This window comes from Photobacterium panuliri, from assembly GCF_059920555.1.
Genome location: NZ_CP197192.1, coordinates 1,538,240 through 1,561,797, shown reverse-complemented (window position 1 = coordinate 1,561,797; position 23,558 = coordinate 1,538,240). Strand labels below are relative to the sequence as shown.

General features: G+C 51.5%; 17 protein-coding genes. 8 read left to right on the top strand and 9 right to left on the bottom strand.

Annotated elements, in window-relative coordinates; genetic code table 11:
* Positions 1–60: 60 nt before the first annotated feature.
* The 3 genes from hcp (at position 61) to fldA (ending at position 5,709) form a co-directional block, all read left to right on the top strand.
* Positions 61–1,410, top strand: coding sequence for a hydroxylamine reductase (gene hcp, locus ACSF8X_RS07370; protein ID WP_047880052.1), 1,350 nt, complete (start codon positions 61–63; stop codon positions 1,408–1,410).
* Between the two features lie 108 nt (positions 1,411–1,518).
* Positions 1,519–5,145 carry a pyruvate:ferredoxin (flavodoxin) oxidoreductase gene (gene nifJ / locus ACSF8X_RS07365; protein ID WP_500851046.1) on the top strand — a complete coding sequence of 1,209 codons (3,627 nt, stop codon included), beginning with the start codon at positions 1,519–1,521 and terminating at the stop codon, positions 5,143–5,145.
* A gap of 69 nt (positions 5,146–5,214) precedes the next feature.
* Positions 5,215–5,709: a flavodoxin FldA gene (gene fldA, locus ACSF8X_RS07360; RefSeq protein ID WP_047880053.1), complete on the top strand. Its 495-nt coding sequence runs from the start codon at positions 5,215–5,217 to the stop codon at positions 5,707–5,709.
* An 83-nt stretch (positions 5,710–5,792) separates the two neighbouring features.
* Here fldA and ACSF8X_RS07355 read toward each other — a convergent pair whose 3' ends face one another.
* From ACSF8X_RS07355 to yejK, 3 genes are all read right to left on the bottom strand, one after another.
* Positions 5,793–6,152 carry a nitrous oxide-stimulated promoter family protein gene (locus ACSF8X_RS07355; RefSeq protein ID WP_047880150.1) on the bottom strand — a complete coding sequence of 120 codons (360 nt, stop codon included), beginning with the start codon at positions 6,150–6,152 and terminating at the stop codon, positions 5,793–5,795.
* 110 nt (positions 6,153–6,262) lie between these two features.
* The gene (locus ACSF8X_RS07350; RefSeq protein WP_500851045.1) at positions 6,263–7,447 is read right to left on the bottom strand and encodes an Hpt domain-containing protein; all 1,185 of its coding nucleotides are present in this window, start codon (positions 7,445–7,447) and stop codon (positions 6,263–6,265) included.
* A gap of 269 nt (positions 7,448–7,716) precedes the next feature.
* Positions 7,717–8,730 (bottom strand): nucleoid-associated protein YejK, encoded by a 1,014-nt coding sequence (yejK, locus tag ACSF8X_RS07345; protein WP_500851044.1) that lies wholly within the window; start codon positions 8,728–8,730, stop codon positions 7,717–7,719.
* A gap of 84 nt (positions 8,731–8,814) precedes the next feature.
* On the opposite strand from yejK, the gene ACSF8X_RS07340 reads away from it, so the two are divergent.
* A complete protein-coding gene (locus ACSF8X_RS07340) occupies positions 8,815–9,033 on the top strand; it encodes a YejL family protein (protein WP_047880056.1) in 219 nt (72 codons plus the stop codon).
* A 46-nt stretch (positions 9,034–9,079) separates the two neighbouring features.
* The gene (locus ACSF8X_RS07335) at positions 9,080–10,924 is read left to right on the top strand and encodes a DUF3413 domain-containing protein (RefSeq protein ID WP_047880057.1); all 1,845 of its coding nucleotides are present in this window, start codon (positions 9,080–9,082) and stop codon (positions 10,922–10,924) included.
* Positions 10,925–11,020: 96 nt separating this feature from the next.
* Here the strand turns inward: ACSF8X_RS07335 and ACSF8X_RS07330 are convergent, their stop codons facing one another.
* Entirely contained in the window at positions 11,021–11,305 is a 285-nt protein-coding gene (locus tag ACSF8X_RS07330) for a hypothetical protein (RefSeq protein WP_047880058.1), read from the bottom strand.
* Positions 11,306–11,940: 635 nt separating this feature from the next.
* Between ACSF8X_RS07330 and ACSF8X_RS07325 the strand changes: the two genes are divergently transcribed.
* Positions 11,941–13,392, top strand: a complete 1,452-nt coding sequence (locus tag ACSF8X_RS07325) for a GGDEF domain-containing protein (protein WP_500851043.1) — start codon at positions 11,941–11,943, stop codon at positions 13,390–13,392.
* Positions 13,393–13,492: 100 nt separating this feature from the next.
* On the opposite strand, the gene ACSF8X_RS07320 is transcribed toward ACSF8X_RS07325, so the two are convergent.
* Positions 13,493–15,496, bottom strand: a complete 2,004-nt coding sequence (locus ACSF8X_RS07320) for a DNA topoisomerase III (protein ID WP_500851042.1) — start codon at positions 15,494–15,496, stop codon at positions 13,493–13,495.
* A 179-nt stretch (positions 15,497–15,675) separates the two neighbouring features.
* On the opposite strand from ACSF8X_RS07320, the gene ACSF8X_RS07315 reads away from it, so the two are divergent.
* Positions 15,676–16,443: a glucosaminidase domain-containing protein gene (locus ACSF8X_RS07315; RefSeq protein ID WP_500851041.1), complete on the top strand. Its 768-nt coding sequence runs from the start codon at positions 15,676–15,678 to the stop codon at positions 16,441–16,443.
* 72 nt (positions 16,444–16,515) lie between these two features.
* Here ACSF8X_RS07315 and mnmH read toward each other — a convergent pair whose 3' ends face one another.
* The 4 genes from mnmH to ACSF8X_RS07295 all read right to left on the bottom strand — a co-directional run bounded on the left by mnmH (position 16,516) and on the right by ACSF8X_RS07295 (position 21,436).
* Positions 16,516–17,604: a tRNA 2-selenouridine(34) synthase MnmH gene (mnmH, locus tag ACSF8X_RS07310; protein ID WP_500851040.1), complete on the bottom strand. Its 1,089-nt coding sequence runs from the start codon at positions 17,602–17,604 to the stop codon at positions 16,516–16,518.
* Positions 17,605–17,606: 2 nt separating this feature from the next.
* Positions 17,607–18,647 carry a selenide, water dikinase SelD gene (gene selD / locus ACSF8X_RS07305; RefSeq protein WP_047880062.1) on the bottom strand — a complete coding sequence of 347 codons (1,041 nt, stop codon included), beginning with the start codon at positions 18,645–18,647 and terminating at the stop codon, positions 17,607–17,609.
* A 144-nt stretch (positions 18,648–18,791) separates the two neighbouring features.
* A complete protein-coding gene (locus tag ACSF8X_RS07300) occupies positions 18,792–19,340 on the bottom strand; it encodes an NAD(P)H nitroreductase (RefSeq protein WP_047880063.1) in 549 nt (182 codons plus the stop codon).
* 83 nt (positions 19,341–19,423) lie between these two features.
* Positions 19,424–21,436 (bottom strand): oxidoreductase, encoded by a 2,013-nt coding sequence (locus tag ACSF8X_RS07295; RefSeq protein WP_500851039.1) that lies wholly within the window; start codon positions 21,434–21,436, stop codon positions 19,424–19,426.
* Positions 21,437–21,685: 249 nt separating this feature from the next.
* On the opposite strand from ACSF8X_RS07295, the gene sppA reads away from it, so the two are divergent.
* Positions 21,686–23,542, top strand: coding sequence for a signal peptide peptidase SppA (gene sppA, locus ACSF8X_RS07290; protein WP_500851038.1), 1,857 nt, complete (start codon positions 21,686–21,688; stop codon positions 23,540–23,542).
* Positions 23,543–23,558: the final 16 nt, after the last annotated feature.

Below are 23,558 nucleotides of genomic sequence, written 5' to 3'. Positions count from 1 at the left end.
AGGGGGACTATCCTCCTCCCTTATAAGTTGCACTATAAATACATCTTTAAGGAAGCAATCATGTCGAACCTAGCAATGTTCTGCCACCAGTGCTCTATGGCACAATCCGGGGGCTGCGGCAGCACTGGTAAAACCCAAGGCACCTGCGGCAAAGACGACACCTTGTCACGCCTGCAAGACATCATGATTTTTGGCCTGAAGGGCCTGTCTGCCTACCGAACACACGCCAACGACTTGGGTGCCGACACGAAATCTGTGGATGACGTCATTGCCGAGACCCTTTACTTCACCCTGACCAATGTTAACTTCAGCTTTGATCAGCATATTGCCCAGCTGATGAAAATCGGCGGCGCGGGTAGCGAAATGATGTCCCGTCTTGGCGAAGCCCATCATAGCCGCCTTGGCGTACCGACACCGGTTTGCGTTCCTCAGAACAAAGCGGAAGGCAAAGGTATTCTGGTAACAGGCCATGATCTCGATCTGCTAGAACGCCTGCTTATTGCCACCGAAGGAACCGGTATCAATGTCTACACCCACTCAGAAATGCTGCCTGCACACGGCTATCCGGAGCTACGCAAGTTCAGCCACCTGAAAGGCAACATCGGCAAAGCATGGTTCGACCAAAAGCAGCTATTCCAGAAATGGAACGGCACCATTATCGTGACCACCAACTGCATCGTGCCGCCAACGGGGCGTGCTGATTATGCCGATCGCCTCTACAGCTACGGTATCGTCGGTATCGACAACTGCCGCCAGCTTGGTGATGATTTCGCACCGCTCATCGAACAGACCTTGAGCCTGCCGGATATCGAAGGTTTTGACAGCGATGAAACCCTACCTACCGGCCACAACTACAAAACCATTCTTGGCTTGGCGCCACAGATCCTCGACGCGGTTAACGCAGGCAAAATCAAGCAGTTCTTCGTGGTAGCGGGCTGTGACAAACCAGGCAAGGCCAATGACTACTTCCGCGAGCTTGCGCTGTCGATCCCTGATGACTGCATTATCCTGACTTCGTCATGTGGTAAGTTCCGCTTCAACGACCACGATTTCGGTACGGTTCCGGGCACAGAGATCCCACGCTACCTCGATCTGGGCCAGTGCAACGACAGCTATGGCGCAGTCATGATCGCCCTTGCTCTGAGCGACGCAATGGGCGTGCCGGTCAACGAGCTACCGGTCAATATTGTACTGTCTTGGATGGAACAAAAAGCAGTCTTGATCCTGCTTGCCCTGTTCAACCTTGGTATCCAGAACATTTACCTTGGTCCAAACCCACCGGAGTTTGTCAACGAGGCGATTTTCGGCTTCCTTCAGCAGCAATTCAACCTGCACCTGACCGGTAATGCCGCAGACGATCTGGCTAAAATGCTAAACCCGCAACCACAGCTTAACGTGGTAGAGGTATAACACCTCCCTCGGCCAGCCCTCTGCATCCAGTCGGCTGGCCGAAAACCGTACACCGCCGTTCCACCCCATATTCAACAAACCTACAGTGCCCGTTCGCTGGAGTAAGTCATGCCTATTGAACAGCAAAATGCCGCTTTGGCCTCCCCTGCCGATCCCGCAATATCCATTGCTACCGTACCGGTAATTGCCACAATGGACGGCAACGATGCCGCCGCCTCGATCGCCTACCGCTGCAATGAAGTGATTGGTATCTACCCAATTACCCCGTCATCACCGATGTCGGAAGCCTGCGAAGTCTGGGAATCGCAAAACAAAACCAACCTATGGGGCCAGGTTCCACGGGTTATCGAAATGCAATCAGAAGGCGGAGCAGCGGGCGCTGTTCACGGCGCCCTTATGGCAGGAGCCCTGGCAACAACCTTCACCTCATCGCAGGGGCTTCTGCTCAAGATCCCCAACATGTACAAAATTGCCGGTGAACTCACGCCGTTTGTCATGCACGTCGCCGCTCGAACGCTGGCCACCCATGCCCTCTCTATTTTCGGCGATCACTCCGATGTCATGGCCGTTCGCCAAACCGGTTTTGCCATGCTTGCTGCTAGCAGTGTCCAGCAGGCACATGATTTTGCCCTGATCAGCCAAGCGGCAACGCTTGAGAGCCGTATTCCCTTTGTCCACTTCTTCGACGGTTTTCGCACCTCGCATGAAATCAACAAAATCAGCCTGATCGATGACAATACCCTCCGTGCTATGATCAATCAGCAACAGGTCGATGCCTTCCACCAACGCGGCCTGACACCGGATGCCCCAAGTATTCGCGGCACAGCACAAAACCCTGATACCTTCTTCCAGGCACGCGAAGCCGCCAATGGCTTCTACCAAGCCTGCCCAGGTATTGTTGCCGACCAAATGGCCAAGTTTGCTCAGCTGACCGGCCGCCATTACCAGCCATTCGACTACTACGGCCACCCAGAAGCACGCGATATCACTGTCGTGATGGGATCGGCAGCATCCACCGTCCAGCAGGCGGTTGACCACCAGTTGTCACTCGGCAAGCAGGTCGGCATGGTCAGTGTGAACCTGTACCGCCCGTTCTCACTGACGCATCTGATCGACATCCTGCCAACAACACTCGAACGCATCGCGGTACTGGACCGAACCAAAGAGCCGGGCGCGCCGGGCGAACCGCTGTATCTTGATATCGCCGCGGCCTTGCAACAGGCTGTCAGCCTTGAGCGCTACCCGCAACTACCCGCCATTGTCGGCGGCCGTTATGGGCTATCATCAAAAGAATTTACCCCAAGCCATGCCAACAGTATCTTCGAGGCAATGGCAGAGCAGCGGCTTTCACACGGCTTCACCGTCGGGATCACCGATGACATAAGCGGATTATCACTGCCTACCCCCGCCCACCTCAACACAGAGCCGGACAATCGACTCAAAGCCCTATTCTATGGCCTTGGTGCCGACGGTACGGTCAGCGCCAACAAAAATACGATCAAGATCCTCGGCGAGAATACCGCACTGCATACTCAAGGCTACTTTGTCTACGACTCGAAAAAATCAGGCGGAATCACAACCTCGCACCTTCGAATCGGCAGCGATCCTATTGAAGCGCCATACCTGATTGAGAGGGCAAATTTCATTGCCTGCCACCAATATCAGTTCATTGACCGGTTGGAAATGTTCGAGAAAGCCGCTCACGGGGCGACGGTGCTGCTCAACAGCCCTTATAGCGCAAATGAAATCTGGCAATACTTACCGCTGGAAGTTCAACAGGTTATTATCGACCGAGAGCTTCAACTTCATATCATCAATGCCGTCGAGCTTGCCCGTGAACTGGGGTTGAAAAACCGAATCAACACCATTATGCAAACCGGCTTCTTTGCCCTGTCTAACCTAATGCCGCTCGAACAGGCCATCGACCAACTCAAGCAGGCGATAGAAAAAAGCTATGGCAAGCGTGGCCCGGCCATAGTGGCTGCCAACCATGCAGCCGTTGATGCCACGGTTGCAAAACTAGCCAAGGTTGCCGTCCCTGCACAGGCCACCAGCCTGCTCCGCCGACCGCCAATTGTCAGTGACAAAGCGCCTGATTTGGTCAAATACGTCAGCGCGATGATGATGGCCGACAAGGGTGATCAGCTGCCAGTAAGTGCTTTCCCCGTTGATGGCACTTGGCCAACAGCCACCAGCCAGTGGGAAAAACGCAACATTGCCCAAGAAATTCCGGTATGGGAAGAGGATCTCTGTACCCAATGCAATATCTGCACCTTAGTGTGCCCACACGCCGCAATCCGTGCCAAAGCCGTTGCACCGGGTGATCTTGCTGAGGCACCGGATAGCTTCAAGCATACGGACTACAAGCAGCGGGACTTCAAGGGGCAAGCCTATACCTTGCAGGTGTCACCGATGGACTGCACCGGGTGCAACCTGTGCACCACCGCATGTCCTGCCAGCGACAAGAACAACCCGGCACGCAAAGCGATCAATATGGCACCCAAGCAGCCGCAATTGGCAGTACAACAGGAAAACTACGATTACTTCCTGTCGCTACCCGAACTTGAGCGCATTGATATCAAACGTATTGATGCACGCACAAGCCAATTGCTACAGCCGTTATTCGAATATTCAGGTGCTTGCTCAGGATGCGGTGAAACATCTTACGTCAAACTCCTTACCCAGCTGTTTGGCGACCGCCTGCTCATTGCCAATGCCACTGGCTGCTCGTCCATTTACGGCGGCAACCTACCAACCACGCCTTACAGCGTCGATAAGTTTGGCCGAGGCCCGGCATGGGCCAACTCACTGTTCGAAGACAATGCCGAGTTTGGCCTCGGTATGCGGTTGGCACTGGATAGCAAACGAAACACCGCGCTGGCATTGCTGGGTCAAGCCCGCGATATCGTACCGACCGAGCTGGTTGATCAAATAAACCATGACGCCTTCGATAGCAGTGAACAAAGTGTGGTACGCCAACGCAGCAATGTCGCCAAACTGAGAGCCATGCTGCCTTACTCGCACCGCGAACTGGACAGCAAGGCAGATGATCTCGTCGCCAAGAGCAACTGGATCGTCGGCGGCGACGGCTGGGCCTATGACATCGGCTTTGGCGGCCTGGACCACGTTCTGGCAGGTAGCGACAACGTCAATGTGCTGGTGATGGACACCCAAGGCTACTCCAACACCGGTGGCCAGCAATCAAAAGCAACCCCTACTGGCGCAGTGGCCAAATTTGCCACTCAGGGCAAATCGAGCAACGGCAAGGATCTCGCACTGAATATGATGATGCACGGCAATGTCTACGTCGCCAAGATTGCCCTCGGTGCCAACATGAACCACGCCATCAAAGCACTGCAGGAGGCCGAAGCCTACCCAGGGCCTTCACTTGTGATTGCCTACTCTCCGTGTATTACTCACGGCTTCGACATGGCTGAAGGGGTGGAACACCAGCAGTTATTGGTTGATACCGGTTTGTGGCCATTGTTCCGCTTTGATCCGCGCCGGACTGAAAAAGGCCGTGCCGCCTTGCAAATGGATTCAAAAACGCCACGCAAAGACGTCGTTGAACTGGTCAGCCGTGAGGGACGCTTCACCCAAATCCAACGCAAAGATCCAGCTCGCTACCAAGCCAACATACAGCGGTTACGCGATCAGGTTCAGCACAAACACCGCCTGCTTGAGCAACTTAGCCAGTGGACACCGGCACCAAACAACGATCCCGCTCAAGCATAACCCGTCACTGACTTAACAATGATTTGCCCGGGGCTCAGACCCCGGGCCTGAAACAACGAGGACACAACTATGGCTAACATCGGAATTTTCTTCGGCAGCGATACCGGCAACACAGAAAATGTTGCCAATAAAATAGCAGAACAACTAGGCCTTGAAGCGCAGGATATTGCTGGCAACGACAACAGCGTATTTGATGACTACGAGATTTTGATCCTCGGTACGCCGACGGCGAACTACGGTGAAATGCAGCCGGACTGGGACTACTTCGTTCCTGAGCTGGAAGACGCCGACCTCAATGGCAAGAAAGTGGCGTTGTTTGGCCTTGGCGATCAAGTCGACTACCCAGACAGCTACCTTGATGCAATGGGGGATCTCGCCGAGCTTGTGCAGGCCGCTGGCGGCGAACTGATTGGCGCTTGGTCTACCGAGAGCTATACCTTCAACCACTCGCGTGCCGTCGTCGATGGCCAGTTTGTCGGCTTGGCTCTGGACGAGGATCGTCAGCCAGAACTGACCGATGAACGTATCACGGCTTGGCTTGGCACACTTGGCCTTGGCGCATAAGAAAGGAATAAACAGAAGGCCCAGCCCACAAAAGTACCTCGCCAGATTTGATATCTCGGGGGGTACTTTTGGCAGAGCGGGAATTACTGGGTAGTGGATGTCGAATTGTTTTCGCCATCATGGCTACGAAACAGGTCAAACTTAAATTTGATAGCCTGCAATGGATTTCGCCAAGCAAACTTGGGCATCGCCCAGCGCAAGACATGCGATAACTGCAAGCGCTTAGCTGGCTGGTAACAAGGGCTTTGGCACCTCAGACAATGGGGTTTTTCATTTCCCATCCGGCACTGCCACATTCGATCTTCGATATATTGAATCAGTCCTTCACATTCAGGACAGACAATCGCACCACGGTGCAGCGTTTTACAGTAAAGGCGAATCATCGCTTTTGCAGTATTCAGTTCACGCTGCTGTCGAACTGAATCGTTGGTTTGAAAGATCATAATGGCGGTATTATCCACCGCTCGCGCCGCATTCCATTGATCTTGATCAATCTTGGCGTATGAAAGTGATCCCCCCCTGCAAAGGCATCCTGAATATTCCCCGGGGTCTATTAAGCATTGACCCCCCATGAATGCAGGTAATACCGAGCTGATTCTACCGTTTGCTCAAGCACAATGGCCAGACGGTGAGCATCATCCAATGGGACGGGTTGCTGCTGCTTCAATCGCATTTCCAATGCCGTAGCAATCTCTTGCAATGTGTTTGCCCCCAAGTTCGCCGCTACCCCTTTCAGGCTATGAACCAAGCGTAGTGTCTGCTCATCAATACAGCCACTCGATACCATTTCAACAAAAACCTTACCATCATGCTGGTGCTCTTCGACGAAGACTTCCAGTAACATTTGCACCATTTCCGTATCATCATCAAGGGCATTAAGCATCACTGAAATATCAATCGCCGTATTCACACCATCCATTGGCAGTGCTTTATCGATTGAGGGCCGCGAATGTACCACCTCTGCCGGGCGGGCGGTAGCAGCCAAGTTCCCCGCACCTTCTTGCCCACATTCTCCGCTTTCGGTTTCAGCCTGACTTACTACGGTAGCCTGCAGCTCAGGCGACACAGCTCGAAGCCCCGCCAAAGCTTCGTTAATCGCCACCTCCAGCACCGTGATCTCTTGGTTTAGCCGAAGCAATGACTCACGTTCTAAACGACCATGACTCAACAAATCACCTTCCACGGCAACAATGTGAACGTGCAATGCATCGGCTCCTATACTGCCTGCCACGCCTTTAAGCGTATGCAGGGTTTTCTCCACGCCCGACCATTCCTCGTTATCAGCAAGGCGCAGCAACACCTCGCCATCGTCACTGTGTTCGTCAAGAAAGATTTCAAGCAACATCGCAGCAGAATCGCGGTCGCCATCCATACTGTCGAGCAAATGGCTGAGAGCAAAGACAGGGGGCTTAGCCTCTACGGATGCACAGACTTCACTTTGCTCAGATTGCTCTGACGGATCGTCTCCCCCCGATACCTCAACCTCCTCGCCGTGCCGCGATAACATCTCCGGATCAGGACCCTGAACCACATCCCGGGATTGATAATAGAATCCCATTGCAGCCACCAATGCCATGACCCCCACTACCGCAATGGCGTACCCTGGCGTCACAGGCAATACCACCGCCAGCACCAACAGGACACAGCCAATACACAGGGCTATAACCGCTTTGCGGCGGCTAATATAACTGGCTCGATCTTTGTCGTCCTGACCAGAAAATTGCGAAGAACCACCCATGATCCACTCCTCCTGTTATAAACCAGCCGCCTTCAACACCGTAGGGGCATTGCCTTAGACTACAGACAATGACAACTAAAATACTTGGCGCCACTCTAAAATTAGACAAGGAACAAAAGGGTCACAACTCTTTATACCCGTGACCTTTAGAATCACTGCCGAAGGACGACCTAAAGTAAGCATTTACGGGGGAAGGGGGTAAAATACGGAGGTGAAGAGCGCATACAAAAACGGCCCCTTGCGGAGCCGTAGAATGGAAACAGTATCAATTAAGAATCGCTATTCAGGCGGCGCTGTAGCTGATCTTTCAAATTTGGCGGCGTCCCTTTGATAGTCAGAGTATCGGTGTCCGCATCATAAAAAATACGCTCGCCAAGCAGCATGCTGTCAAAGTTAATCGTCAAACCGCCGCCAGAGCCGACAAATTTGGTTAGCTTGCGCATTGCGGTACGGTCCGCCGGGAAGCTATCTTCCAATTCATAGCCTTGCTGAGAGGTAAACTGGTAAAAATCTGTGCCGTCATCGGCCGCAGGCAGTTCAGCCGCCAGCTCCTTGACCGTCACTTCTTCACCGGCTTGTAATTGACCATTACAGTAATCATAAACCTGCTTGCGGTATTGCTGCTTTTCTTCTTTATCAAGACGAGAATCAGCGCAGAAGTCCTCGACAGCCTGCATCAGCACCTGATTTTGCTCTTTCACATCCAAACCGACTTCGGCTTGGAGGAAATCAAGGAAGAAATCAGCGATCTTACGTCCGACACGGCCTTTGATGTAAGTCAGATAACGGTTCGATTCGCTGTCCGTCTCCCATGAAGAAAGGTCAATACGGGCTACGATATCCATTTTGGCAACATCAAGGTAATCTGTTGCGCTGATATCAAGCTGCTCGGTAACCTTCATGCTGTGGCAAGTAGGCAACAAGCCGATCAGCAGATAATCCGTTGCCAGCGACTGGTATTCCGCCAGTACCAACGTTCCCACTTCGGCAAATGGATATTTTGCCAACTCAACCTGCAGCCGTTGTGCAGATTGGTTAGAAAACGTCAGAAAATCCAGTTCCCCACGTCGTGCTTGTTTCAACCAGTGGCCAAACTCGCTATCTTCAGCGAAATGACCAAAGCCCTTGGCCCCCTTGCTGCTGTAGACTCGGTGAAGTTCTGCGACCAACTCCTCGGTCGATGCATCGTTTTTAAGCGTTTGTTTTCTAAGATGAACCTCAAGTTCATCATTACCATTTTTCACCAATTGGTGAAGGATTACATTCGATAGCGTCAGGCTCATAACGGAAATATTTCAGTAAATCTTGAGTGTAGGGTATTATAAGTCGCTTTCTTTAACATTAATCAAGATTAAACAAGACTTCCTATGCCAATTACTTCAAAATACAGCAATAAAAAAATTGAACAAATCATTGAAGATATGTTCGATGTATTAGAGAAGCACGATGCTTCAGCAGAACTCGCGCTGATGATTGTAGGCAATATCGCCACCAACATCATCAATGCCGATGTTCCAGCATCGCAAAGGAAGGCAATCGCTGAAAAATTCTCACAAGCTCTGCAATCTTCAGTCAAAGAAGATTAATCTGATTAGCGCCACAGCGGTTTAAGACTGGGAAACACTGACACCTATGGTCTCCAGCAGTAACAATTACAAAGAAAAAGTCTCCCAGCTTATCAGCTGGGGGCACTGGTTCAGTTTCTTCAATATTATCGCGGCCATGCTACTTGGCACCCGCTATATTGTGTATTCTGAATGGCCTACCACCCTGTGGGGGCAACTTTACCTTGTTTTCAGCTGGGTTGGTCACTTCGGTTTCCTGGTCTTTGGCTTCTATATTCTGATCCTGTTTCCGGCCAGTTTCCTGATCCCCTCGCAACGACTGATGCGGCTATTTGCCGTACTGGTTGGCACCGTCGGACTCACGGCACTCCTGCTGGATACCTATGCCTACGAGTCATTGGATCTCCACCTCAGCCCGCTGGTCTTTGACCTGCTGTTGAGCGGCGAACGCACCGAGCTCAATGCCCGGTGGCAGTACCTGTTTGTTACAGTACCGATTATCTTCCTGCTGCAACTGGTACTATCAGAATGGCTGTGGCGCAAATTACGCAAGCTCACCCGCAAACATGTAGGTGTGCCGATTGCGGTTGTCTTCGGGATCTGCTTTGTTAGCAGCCACCTGATGTACATCTGGGCCGATGCCAAGCTATATCAGCCTATCACCGCCCAGCGTTCGAATTTCCCGCTGTCATACCCGATGACGGCGAAGACCTTCATGGAAAAGCATGGCTTGCTTGACCGTGAGGAATACAAAGAAAAACTCAATGCCCAAGGTGTCGAGACCAGCAAGGCAATCCGCTATCCGTTGGAAAAAGTCACCTTTAGCAACCCAGGTACCGGCCAAAATGTTCTTATCATCATGATTGATGGCCTCCGCAGTGACATGATCACCCCGGAAAACATGCCGTATCTGGATGCCTTCGCGGCTCAAAACCTGAATTACAGCAACCATTACAGCAACAGCAACGACAACAGCAATAGCGTATTTGGCCTACTCTACGGCCTACCGGCTAACTACCTCAATAGTGTTCGCTCTTCAGCTGCATCACCGCTACTGATCACTACGCTTGAAAAACGCGGCTACCATTTCGGCTTATTCGGTAATGAACGTATGGCGGAAGATCCGCTCTATGCCGATGCAATGTTTACCGGCCTGCCGCTTAATATCAGTACCAAGGGTGGCGACGGCGCTATCATTGATAGCTGGTCAACATGGATGGAAGAACAAGCCGCACAAAACGAACCTTGGTTCAGTTTTATCGAGCTGACTTCCGTTGAAAACTTCGAAGAAAGCGGTGACTACAAGCCCCGCTTCACCCCGTCATTGGGTTCCCCAAAAACCCAAGGGGTCAGCACAGATACCTTGCTGAAAAACAGCTATAAAAATGCGGTATACCATATTGATGAGCAGCTAATTGCGATATTTGACCAACTGGTTGCCAACAAACAGCTTGGTAACACTATCGTGGTAATCACCGCCAACCACGGCACCGAGTTCAATGAAACCGGTACCAACAGCTGGGGGGCGAGCAGCAACTACAGCAAATACCAGCTTCAAGTGCCAATGATCATCCACTGGCCAGAGAGTGTCGCATCGGTGACCAACCGCCTGACCAGCCACTTGGATCTAGTACCAACGCTGATGGAATCACTGCTGAATGTATCAACGCCGGCATCAACCTACAGTAGCGGTGCCAGCCTATTCGAAGCAACACCAAAACGGCGCTGGCTGCTAGCTGGTAATGACAGCGACATTGTCATGATCCAGCCAAAGAGCACGACCGTTGTTGACAAATACGGTAATTATCGGGTTTATAATCAGCGTTATCAGAAACTTAACTCTGAAAAACCCAAGCTATCAACATTGATGCAGGCGATGCACGAGATTAAGCGTTTCAACCAGCCAGACTAGGCATATCTCGCCAAACCGTCATCAAAAAGGGCAGCGTCATCGCTGCCCTTGCTGTTTCGGCCGCCCACCACTGTGGCAACCCTCGTGAATAAAACACTATAGATAGTCTTGATTGGCGGCATAGCAGTGCTCATAACCATCCTGCCAGCCATTCGCATACTTGCCATCACTGTACATTCGCTCCGGATCCTGACGGAACCCATCATGGTAAGTGTCCGCCTGCTGCTCCCGGCTAGAGCAGCCATCTTGATAACCCTCTAGGTATGGGCGGACAAAACCCAGCTCTTTCAATGTTTGATGTCGGCTATCTGCGCACCCTGTTAGCCCAACAGCCACAATGCTAGCAATCCACCACTGCCTTGCCGATCCATTACTTATCATCTCGCCTCCTATGCTCACCGTTACACTACAATACCAATCGTAGTAAATAACAGGTCATTCAAGCCTGTGAATACGCTCAATAACTGCCTTAGACTTTCTGATTGTAAAATAACCACTTTTCGAAAAACCCCGCCTTGTTCCCCGGCATTTCCCACCTGACTATTTCTGCTATCTCAATGTAATTGATAGAACCTATCTCCTTAAGTTAAAAGTGATAACACCCAGAATGCAGTCTCAGTTTCAATATTTTGCTAATTTTTTGACCAATTAATGTCTTTCTAATTAGGCTTTAATGACCAAAATAGAGTGCAATGCGTGATGAGTTGCAAATTATTTCGAGGCATTTCTCAATTTCAATAAGTTAGAGAGTGCTAACTCCCTGTTTTGCGTGAGCTATAACCATTTTAGTTTGAAAAATCCGTAACAATAGGCAACGGCTAGAATAAAACGGATGGTCAGCCTTGGCTCAGCAACAACTCAACACTTTTTACCAACGCCTTTTGTCCCAATGGGGAAAAGCACATGGATTACGCTCAATAACTGAAATTACCTGCCGCAACTTATCTTTAAGTTTTGCAACAGAGCGGGCATGGTTAGTTATCGCCTATAAAGCACGATGGAAGATCTTGGTTGAAATGAATAGCAATGGCATTTTCTTCCAATATCCGCCGTCGGAGGTCAGCGATCAAGACGAACTTCCCTTTTTTCAAATATCCAAAGCCGTACGTCAACGTCAACTCACCATAGAGCCGGAATCCGATCATTTCCGCTTATGGCTCCCTCTTGAGCGCCGTTCAATGATTATTGGATGTATCGTCGTCGACCTGCCCGACAACGAACAATGCCGGCAGTTACGGGGGGAGGATTTTCAACCGCTGGCTAGCCTTGTGGCTTCCGAGCTTGACGCGTTTATTCTCAATGCATCGATTCAGGACGAACATGCCGGACGCCGCTCGGCAGAGCGCGAACTGGAAATCAGTCTCACAGAACAGCAGCACCTCCAGCAGCAGCTTCAAGCACTGCATGATATCTCTTTCGATATGTGGCGAACCAATTCGCTCAAGGAGTTACTGTTTACCGCCATTGATCAAGCCAAGCAAAAATTGCATGTCGACCGTATGGCAATATTCCTGATCAATGGAGACAACAAAATTCAAGGGACATTCGGTACCGATATCCACGGCAATACCGTGGACGAGTCCTATTTTGAATCTGATATTCCCGATCTGTGGTTCACCCACCAAAGTTTGATCACCAAGGGCGAATACTTGGCTATCGAGCAAGATACCCCGTTGTACCACGACCTAAAACAAGTTGGATTTGGCTGGAGTGCTTTTGTCTCGCTATGGGATGAGGATACCCCCATCGGCTGGATAGCCTGCGATAACCTACTCAGCGGTATGCCGGTACAAAGCTATCACCGTCAAATCCTCAAGCAATTTGGTTTTATCGTATCGCAGCAATATGTCCGCCGGCAGGCTGAAGAACAGCTCCGCCAGCTTAATACGGAACTCGAGCAACGGGTCGCCGAACGTACCGAAGCCCTGCAGATTGCAAACAAAAACCTCAAGATGATGTCGAGCCAGGATGCCTTGACCAAGGTTGCTAACAGGCGTGTATTTGATGAACGCTTCATTGATGAATGGCGTCGGGCCGAACGCCACCAGATGCCGATTTCACTCCTGATCATCGACGTTGATCACTTCAAACGCTACAACGATCATTACGGCCATGCCGCCGGTGACCAATGTCTGTTTGATATTGCCCAAGCCCTCTCAACCCTTGAAAGGCGAGCTGGAACGTTATTTGCCCGCTACGGCGGTGAAGAATTCGTTCTGCTGATGCCCGGCCAAGACAAGCATGCCGCCCAATACACGGCTAAGCGCGCCCTCCACACAATTCGCTCACTGGAGCTACCCAGAACGGATGGGGCTGATAGCGCACCGAATATCGTTACCATCAGTATCGGGGGCTATACCGTCATACCATCAACCTACACCACCCCACGCCAGTTCTTCCAACAGGCCGACGAAGCCCTGTATGCCGCCAAGGATCAGGGCCGGAATGACTTTGTTATCAAGGGGTGAGCAGACGGCTCAAACTCAGCGGCGACTACAAAACACTAACGACAAAACCACAATGGCTACCTCTCTGGGCAGCAGCCACTTCGGGCATCGAGGTTTGCGTTCAGCTGTTTTTCTTTGGCGCTTGTTTTTTGGTTGCGGTTCTGCGCCCGGCTCCTGCTGATTTTGCCGATTTCGCCGTTGATGATTTACGGTAGCGCCGCGCACCTTTGGCCGGTTCCGGCGATTTCAAATCTCGCAAACTCGGCGGGATCTCGCTGTTCTTTACTTTATCCATCAAAGCGGTAACCTGACTCTCCAGCGCCGCCATAAATGGTGAGTAGGCACATTTTCTATCAGCCATATCCTGCAACTGGTGTTCCCAATGAGCCGTCATATCCGGGTATGTTGATTCATCAGGCAATGCGTATACCAACCCCCGTCCTGCTTCGCTGGCATGAATATTCTTGGCCTGACGTACCAATAGCTGGCGCTTGAACAAGGTATCGAGAATGCCCGCCCGCGTCGCCTCTGTTCCAAGGCCATCGGTGTCACGCAATATTTTTTTCAGTCCGCTATCGGAAACGAAACGCGCAATACCGGTCATCGCCTGCAGCAAGGTGGCCTCGGTAAATGCCTTTGGCGGCTCGGTCATCTTGTCTTTGATCTCGCCGTCGCGACACGTCAGCACCGTTCCTTTACGCAGAGGAGGGACTTTATCGGCCAAGTCGGCATCGTTATTCTCTTTATTCTCTTTGCTGTCATCTCGCCCTAGCAGTACTCGCCATCCCGGCGCCATCAATTGACGGCCACGGGCAACAAACTCCCCGCCGGCAATAGCGAACACCAGTCGGGCTTCGCTGTACACCGCTGCCGGGTAGAACTGCATCAAATATTGCCGAGCCACCAACTGATAGACTTTCTGTTCTGCACTGCTCAAACTCGTCGGATTGACAGCCTTCGGGGTTGGGATAATGGCATGGTGGGCATCCACCTTCTTATCATTCCACGCCTTGGACTTGAGCGAAGTATCGCTGTTTGCCACCGCTGTCGCGAGTTGCGGGTCTGTCGCGGCAACCGCTTTGCTAACCTCATCGGCCTGTCGGAAATGATCCATTGGCAAATAACGGCAATCGGAACGTGGGTAGGTAATCACTTTATGCTTTTCATAGAGTGACTGACAGGTGGCCAGTACATCAGCAGCACTCATGGCGTAGCGTTTGGCGGCATCAATCTGCAACGCCGAAAGAGAGTATGGCAAGGGAGGTGCCTGACGGCTCTCCTTGCGCTCGGAATCGGTCACTTCGGCTGGCTGGCCCTTGATCCGGCTAACCACGTTCTCGCAAAGTTTGCGGTTAAGTACCCGCCCGTCTTCATCCTGCCAAGGCTGGCACGCCTCGCTTGGCACCCAGCGGGCTCGGATCTCCATGTCCTGATAGGGGATCAGAGCAAACACTTCGTAAAATGGCTTAGGAACAAAATTGGCGATCTCATCATCACGCCGGGTCACCAACCCAAGAACTGGCGTCTGTACCCGACCGACTGACAATACGCCCCGGTAGCCGCCTTTTTGGCCAAGCAGCGTATAGGCGCGGGTCATGTTCATACCGTACAGCCAATCTGCGCGCGACCGTGCCAACGCCGATACCGACAGGGGAATAAAATCACGGTTGCTGCGAAGTTTATCCAACGCCCGCTTGACTGCTGCAGGGTTCAAGTCAGAAATTAACAAACGTTGAATAGTCGCCTTCTTGCTCTGAGACACCTTCACATAATCGATGACTTCATCCACCAGCAACTGGCCTTCCCGGTCAGGGTCACCGGCATGGACAATTTCGCTCGCCTGCTTACACAGCTTGCGTACCACAGAAAGTTGTTTGCTCGCTGATTTTCGCGGCTTCAACTGCCACTGTTGGGGGACAATGGGCAGATCAGCCATATTCCATTTTTTAAATCGTTCATCGTAAGCATCCGGCTCCACCTGCTCAAGCAAATGGCCAATACACCAGGTCACCACATCACCGTTTCCAACTTCAATATAACCATCATGGTTTTTGTGCGGACGGGGTAATACGGCAGCAATTGCGCGACCAAGGCTTGGTTTTTCAGCGATATAAAGACGGCTCATTACAGTATTCTGATCACTCATTTAATGCCGAGACTGTACCGAAAAGTCCTCAATGCAGCAACCAAAACACTGGATATATACACAGATACCCACCCTCAGCATACCTGTAGAGAATGCAACAGCTTGAAGTGCTGCAAAGTTAGGCGTAAGGTGCCTAAAAAAACAAGGGATATCCAAATATGAGAAAAAATCCTTCTCTTGGCGCTGTTACGCTAGCTATCACCATCGGCATAGCCGCTATGCACCCGGGTGTGAGTATGGCAGCCACCACACACTCTCAAGCACAACATCAAAATGAAAAACCGGATTTTGCCACCATGACGAATGTCATCGAAAAGAAGACCGCGTTTTTTGCCTACCTCGCCCCAGCCATCAAACAGATCAACCAACGTATTGAGGCTGACAGGGCTAAATTGCATTGCGCCTTCAAAGCTGCAGGCCCGATCGCCCCTTCTTCGTTTCTCAACGCAATGGCCAAGCAGTACAACGTACCTATGCCAGCCGGCGGCCCAGATCGTGATTGGCAGCAAGCCGTCCTCAAGCGAGCTGATATCATTCCTGCTCCGCTGGTAATGAGCCAAGCAGCCATTGAATCGGCTTGGGGCACCTCGCGCTTTGCCACCGAGGGCAATAACTATTTTGGCCAATGGTGCTATACCCAAGGCTGCGGTATTTTCCCGCATAAGGAAAATGGCGGTGCATTCCACGAAGTGAAACGTTTCGCGAATGTCGAAGCCGCAATCAACGCCTATTTTGATAACGTCAATACTAACCCGGCCTATCAAACCCTACGGGATATCCGGGCACAACGCCGCGCTGATAATCTTCCAATCACCGCTGATGCACTGGCAGCTGGCCTGCTCCACTACTCGCAAATCGGCGAGAAATACGTCACTGAAATCCGTGACATGGTACGAGACGATAGCAAGTACATGCCGCAATCCTAGGCAATACATGACTTACTGACAAAAAAATACCCGGCCAGAGACCGGGTATTTTTTAACTTGGGTTAGCTGTACTTAACGCTCAGCAAGCCAAGCTTTAACCTCATCATACTGCCCACGGAAGACAATACGCTCAGCCTTCTTGCTCAGCTGATAGGTGTACATAGGATCATAATACTGCTCAAGCAATATGGTCAGCCAATCATAGTGACCGGTTAGATCGCCCGTTGCCTGCATCTGTCTAACAGCCTGTTGTTGGATATTGAGCACCTCATCATAGCGCTCATTGCCTAGGCGTTTGCGAATACTGAACATGCTTCGTTCTAGATACTCGGCGAAACTCACCCAGCCCGCATCCTCGCCATATTCAGTGCAGAAGTCACGCTGCATCCGAATAACATAGTCGGCCAACAGACGCTCAAGACGCACATCCAACGGGTCATCCACAACCGCAAGCTGTGCCAGCTGCATTGCATGATGAATAGGCAACGGTACGCTGGCAGAGCCGATAGCTTTACCTTCATCCTCTAGGACGAAACTCCGCTGGCCTGCATCAAGTTTTTTGAGGATCTCTACCGCCAGCACATTTTCAAAATCAATCTGAGTGCGCTGAGCCGAGACATAACGACCAAACGAAGAGCCACGGTGATTTGCCGCACCTTCCAGATCGAGGCCGTTGGCTAGCTCATTGACCATAATGGTCTTGCCGCTACCGGTATTACCACCCACCAGCGTCACTGGCATTGCCGCAGCCTGCTCGATGGTATCAATAAGGAAGCGGCGCAGAGCCTTGTAACCACCAACAACAAACGGGTAGTCAATACCTGCCTCACGCAGCCATTGCTGACTGATCTGCGAGCGCAAACCACCACGGAAGCAATAGAGATAACCGTTCGGGTTCGCTTCACAAAAAGCCTTCCACTGAGCGACTCGAGCCGCTTTGACCTCACCATTGACCAATTCATGGCCCAGTTCAATCGCAGCCGCCTGACCTTTTTCTTTATAACAAGTCCCCACCGCCTTACGTTCATCATCTTCCATCAACGGATGACTCACCGAGGTTGGGAATGCGCCTTGACTAAACTCAACAGGGGCTCGCATGTCCATCAACGGCGTATCGTTAAGGAATAATTGGCGGTAATCTTCACAATTTGGACGTGTCATAATTAGCGGATCTCGATCAATACAGTCTCGCCATCCTCGGCTTTATGCAACTCACCAATAGCATTAAGCACAATCCCGTGCTTCTCGGCTACAGCCTGTACTTCGCTTTCAGCATCAGGAGATACGGCCAGCAACAAACCACCAGATGTCTGAGGATCACAAAGCAGCGATTTCTGTTGTTCAGTGATCTCTGCCACACGGTGCCCATAGCTCGCATAGTTGCGGCCTGTGCCACCCGGAACACATCCTTGCTCAATATAATCAAACACATTAGGCAAGTGTGGAACCTGATCAAAATCCAGTGTCGCTTTAAGACCGCTACCTTCACAAATCTCATTCAGGTGGCCCAACAAACCAAAACCGGTTACGTCCGTCATCGCCTTCACGCCTTCGATATCGGCAAAATCAGCACCCGGCTTGTTCAGTTTGCACATCCAATCACGAGCCAAGCCCTGATGTTCAGGCTTCAGTTGAGATTTTTTCTCCGCTGTCGTCAGCACGCCAATGCCCAATGGCTTGGTCAAAAATAGCTTGCAGCCAGCCTCAGCACAGTTGTTGCGCTTCACGCGGTCGGTATCAACAATACCAGTCACGGCCAAGCCGAAAATTGGCTCAGGTGCATCAATCGAGTGGCCACCCGCTAGGCTAATACCGGCTTCACGGCATACGGCACGACCGCCTTCAATCACTTGCTGGGCAATTTCAGGTGCCAGTACATTAACCGGCCAACCAAGGATAGCAATCGCCATGATCGGCTTGCCGCCCATCGCGTAGATATCACTGATGGCATTAGTCGCTGCGATTCGACCGAAATCATAAGGGTCATCGACAATCGGCATAAAGAAGTCGGTGGTACTGATAACAGCGGTGCCGTTACCCAAATCATAAACTGCCGCGTCGTCTTTGCTTTCATTGCCGACCAGCAGGTTAGGATCAGCGAACGGAGCGATCTGGGTACGAAGAATGGTATCCAGAACTTGAGGGGAAATTTTACAGCCACACCCTGCACCGTGGCTGTATTGAGTTAGGCGAACATTATCCATGACACGCTCCGATATTATTCAAAAGAGCGAAGGATTCTACTCCTGCGGGATCAGGCTGTCACGTAGCTTGATCAAAAAGCCGCGCGTTAGCACCTTTGCAGCTGGCATTTAAACAGGGATAGCAGCTGTACAAAGGACTATCGACTATAGATATTCAACATAGCGGCTGACATCGCGCTCTGGCACTTTAGCCTCACGGCAGGCGGCGGTGCCAAGATACAAAAAACCGACGATCATATCGTCGCCTCTAACCCCAAGCGCCTCGCGAACCACGGAATGGTAGGCCCAACTCCCCGTCCGCCAAAAACCGGCATATCCCTGCGCAATCGCAGCCATCTGCATGGCCTGGGCAGCACAGCCGGCTGAGAGGTATTGCTCTATCTGAGGCACTTTGTCATGCTCAGCCACTTTCGCCACCACGGTGATAACCATAGGCGCCCGAAACGGAGCCTTGTTGGCTTTATCTATTACCTCGGGACTAGCTCCATCAGCCCTTGCGGCCTCAGCTAAGATATCAGCCAACTTTTGGACTCCGTCGCCGTGCGAAACAATAAACCGCCACGGAGTCAAACCGCCGTGGTCAGGGGCTCGCAGCCCAGCCCGGAGGATATTATCAAGATCCTCGCCCAACGGTGCAGGAGAGGTCATCTTTGGCAATGACCGACGATTTAGCAAAAGGGTTAGTGCATCCATATCAACCTCATTTTCCTTTTAACAACCCGTCAACCATAGCACACACTACCAACCAAGGCATTGCCACCAACCAGCACTTAAGATCAAATACGGGCCGCTAATTCAATACCTTGTCGAATAACCCGCTTAGCATCGACTTCACCGGCCACATCCGCGCCGCCAATCACATGCACCGAGACATTCATCGCTTTTAACGCATTCGACAGCATTTCAACAGAAGTCTGCCCGGCACAAACCACTATGTGGTCAACATCCAGCACCCGCGACTGACCCTCAACGGTAATGTGCAATCCCTGATCATCAATCTTGTCGTAATTGACCCCGCTAAGCATCTCCACGCCGCGCTTTTCAAGCACTCTCTTGTGGATCCAACCGGTTGTCTTACCCGGCCCCTTGCCCATTTTCCCCGCCCGGCGCTGCATCAACCAGACCTGTCGCTGGCTCACATACTCATCATGGGGATAGAGCCCGCCGGGATGGGAAATCGCTTTATCGATCCCCCAATCTTTAAGCCAATCATCAAGATCCTGATGTTCGGGCTCAGTCAGCATGGTCGAGACATCAATCCCTATACCACCAGCGCCAATCACAGCAACTCGCTGACCCAGTTTGATCTGATCACGGATCAGCGTCTGGTAATCGATCACCTTGCCATGCTCGATGCCTGGAATATTAGGCATCCTCGGCTGAACCCCAGTTGCCACAATCACCTCGTCATAATCCTTCAGCTCGTCGGCCTGCACGGCATGGCTTAACTTAACGTTGACCCCGGTCTGCTCCAGACGACGACTGAAATAACGAATTGTTTCCTTGAACTCTTCCTTGCCAGGAATCTGCATCGCCAAATTGAACTGACCACCAAGATGGTCATTCTTCTCAAACAAATCCACCACAAAACCCCGTTCTGCCGCCGCAACAGCCGTTGCCATCCCAGCCGGACCTGCACCAACAACCGCAACCTTACGTTTGCCCGCGGCAGGCGTCAGAACCAATTCCGTTTCATAGCACGCCTGCGGGTTGACCAAACAACTGGCACGTTTACCAACAAATACATGGTCTAAACAGGCTTGGTTACAACCAATACAGGTGTTAATGTCATCCGCCCGGTCCTGCTCGGCTTTGAGCACAAAGTCCGGGTCGGCCAAAAACGGTCGTGCCATCGAGACCATATCCGCCTGTCCCGACGCCAGAATATCTTCCGCAACTTGCGGAGTATTGATTCGGTTACAGGTTACCAACGGGATAGAGACTTCGGATTTGAGTTTTTCCGTTACCCAGCTAAAGGCCGCCCTTGGTACTTGAGTCGCAATGGTTGGTACTCGCGCCTCGTGCCAGCCAATCCCTGTATTGAGGATCGTCACACCGGCCAACTCAAGCTGCTTGGCCAATTGGACAACCTCATCATGGGTGCTGCCCTGCTCGACCAGATCCAACATCGACAATCGAAATACGATAATAAAATCACGACCGGCACGTGCCCTAACCGCCTTGACCAATTCAATCGGGAAGCGAATTCTGTTTTCATAGCTGCCCCCCCACTCATCATAGCGATGGTTGGAACGCTTACAGATAAACTGGTTGATGAGATAGCCTTCCGATCCCATCAGCTCTACCCCATCATAGCCAGCTTCACGAGCTAATTCCGCGCTCTTGGCAAAGGCCTCGATGGTTTTTCGGATCTGGCGGTGGCTCATTTCACTCGGGGTAAATTTGGAAATTGGCGATTTGACCGCCGAAGCACTGACCGCAAAGGGGTGCAGCGCATAACGGCCAGCATGGAGCAGCTGAAGGGCTATTTTACCCCCCTGCTCATGGACGGCATCAGTAATGGCCCTGTGCGCCCGAGCGGCTCGCGCCGAGCTAAACTCCGCGCTCAGAGGATGAAGCCTGCCGCGAAAATTGGGAGAAAAACCACCGGTCACAATCAGTCCCACACCACCTTTCGCACGGGCCGCATAAAAGGCCGCCAGCTTCTTGAAACCATCTCGGGCTTCTTCCAAGCCAGTATGCATCGACCCCATCAAGACACGGTTGCGTAATGTTGTGAAACCAAGATCCAGCGGTGCTAATAGGTGAGAGTATGATTTATCTTCCATGGCATCCATTCTTCTTTTGGTATGGTCTGACCAGTATACGAAGCAATCTTACTTTTTTCAAACAACTGTTTACAACGACTTAACAATAAATTGATTTAGATCTAACCAGCCACATCATGAAACCCATTAGCCATTGTTGCAAGCCAGGCCGCAATTGCCTTTCGGTTCAGTTGGCTAAGAGCGATTTGTTACTGTAATTCCACGTTTACTACGTTAGGATAAGCGCATCGTAAACAGTCAGGAACAATCATGAAAACCATCTTCAAAGGAATTGGAAAGCTATTCCGAGGGATATGGAAACTGATCAGCTTTGCCCGCCAATTGCTGATCAACCTGTTCTTCCTTATCTTTATCGGCATTATCATTTTTGCCTTCTCTGAAAGCGACAAACAACCGCTATTACCAGAAAGCGCAGCATTGGTACTCAACCTGCAAGGGCCTATCGTTGAGCAACGCACTCCAACCAACCCAATCGACAACCTGACCAGCAGCGCGCTGGGCGGTGAGCAAGTACAAGAAAACGTACTGTTCGATATCGTTGACACTCTGCGCACAGCTAAAACCGATGAACGAATCACCGGACTCGTGCTCGACCTGCGCAATATGCCAGAAACCAATCTGACCAAGCTGCGCTACATTGCCAAGGCCATTACCGAGTTCAAGCAATCAGGCAAGCCAGTTATCGCTTTTGGCGAGAACTTCCGCCAGAGCCAGTACTACCTATCGTCTTTTGCTGACAAACTCTACATGTCGCCAGACGGCGGCGTGCTGCTAAACGGCTATGGCACTTACAGCCTGTACTACAAAACGCTACTTGAGAAGCTGAACATCAACACCCACGTCTTCCGTGTAGGTACGTACAAATCGTTTGTTGAACCGTACACCCAAGACGGCATGTCAGAAGCTGCGCGTGAGGCCAATACCGCATGGTTGAATCAACTATGGACCGCCTACACCAACGACGTTGCAAGCAACCGTAAGATTGATGCCGCGGCCCTGACACCGGAACTCGATATCTTTGTTGAAAAATTCAAGGCTGCAAACGGCGATTTTGCAAAACTCAGCCTGCAAATGGGCCTCGTCGATGAGCTGATCAACCGCCCTCAGCTGAGCGCTAAATTGATTGAGCAGTTCGGCAGCGATGGCGATCACAGCTTCAACCATGTCAGCTACTACGACTACATGCCTCTAACCAAAGCCCCTACTCTGCCGGGAGACAATGAAATTGCCGTTGTGGTTGCCAGCGGCGCGATCATGGACGGCGAGCAGCGTAAAGGCACCGTCGGGGGCGATACAACCGCTGCACTTCTACGTGAAGCCCGCAACGATGATAACGTTAAGGCCGTTTTGCTTCGCGTAGACAGCCCAGGGGGCAGCGCCTTTGCCTCAGAGGTTATCCGCAACGAAGTTGATGCCCTGAAAGCGGCCGGCAAGCCCGTTGTTGTCTCTATGTCGAGTGTCGCAGCATCAGGCGGCTACTGGATTTCGGCCAGCGCCGATAAGATCATGGCCAACCCTACGACCATCACCGGTTCAATCGGTATTTTTGCTATTTTGACGACCTTTGAAAAAGGCCTCGAAAAAATGGGGGTATATAGCGATGGTGTCGGCACCACCCCATTTGCTGGCGTTGGTGTAACCCGTGAACTGCCACAGGGCGTGGCAGAGATTTTCCAGCTCGGCATCGAAAATGGCTACCAGCGCTTCATCGGGCTTGTCAGCCAATACCGCAACATGTCACTGGAAGAAGCAGACAAAGTCGCTCAAGGCCGCGTTTGGACTGGCGAAGATGCTCTCAAGCTAGGCTTGGTTGATCAGCTAGGTGATTTCGATGACGCCGTTGCGGCCACGGCTGAACTGGCGAATCTTGGTGATAATTACCAAATTCGTTGGATGGAACAACCACTTAGCCCTGCTCAGCTATTTATGCAGCAACTAAGCGGCGGTGCCAAGGCACTCATTGCCCAAGCACTGTTTGATAACGTACCTGCAGCACTCCAACCTGTTTCACAACAGGTTGTAACAGACTTGTCTACGTTGAGTAACTTCAACGATCCAAAAGGGCAATACGCATTCTGCTTGAACTGTATCAATAACCAAAAGTGAGACTCAGCCCGGCATT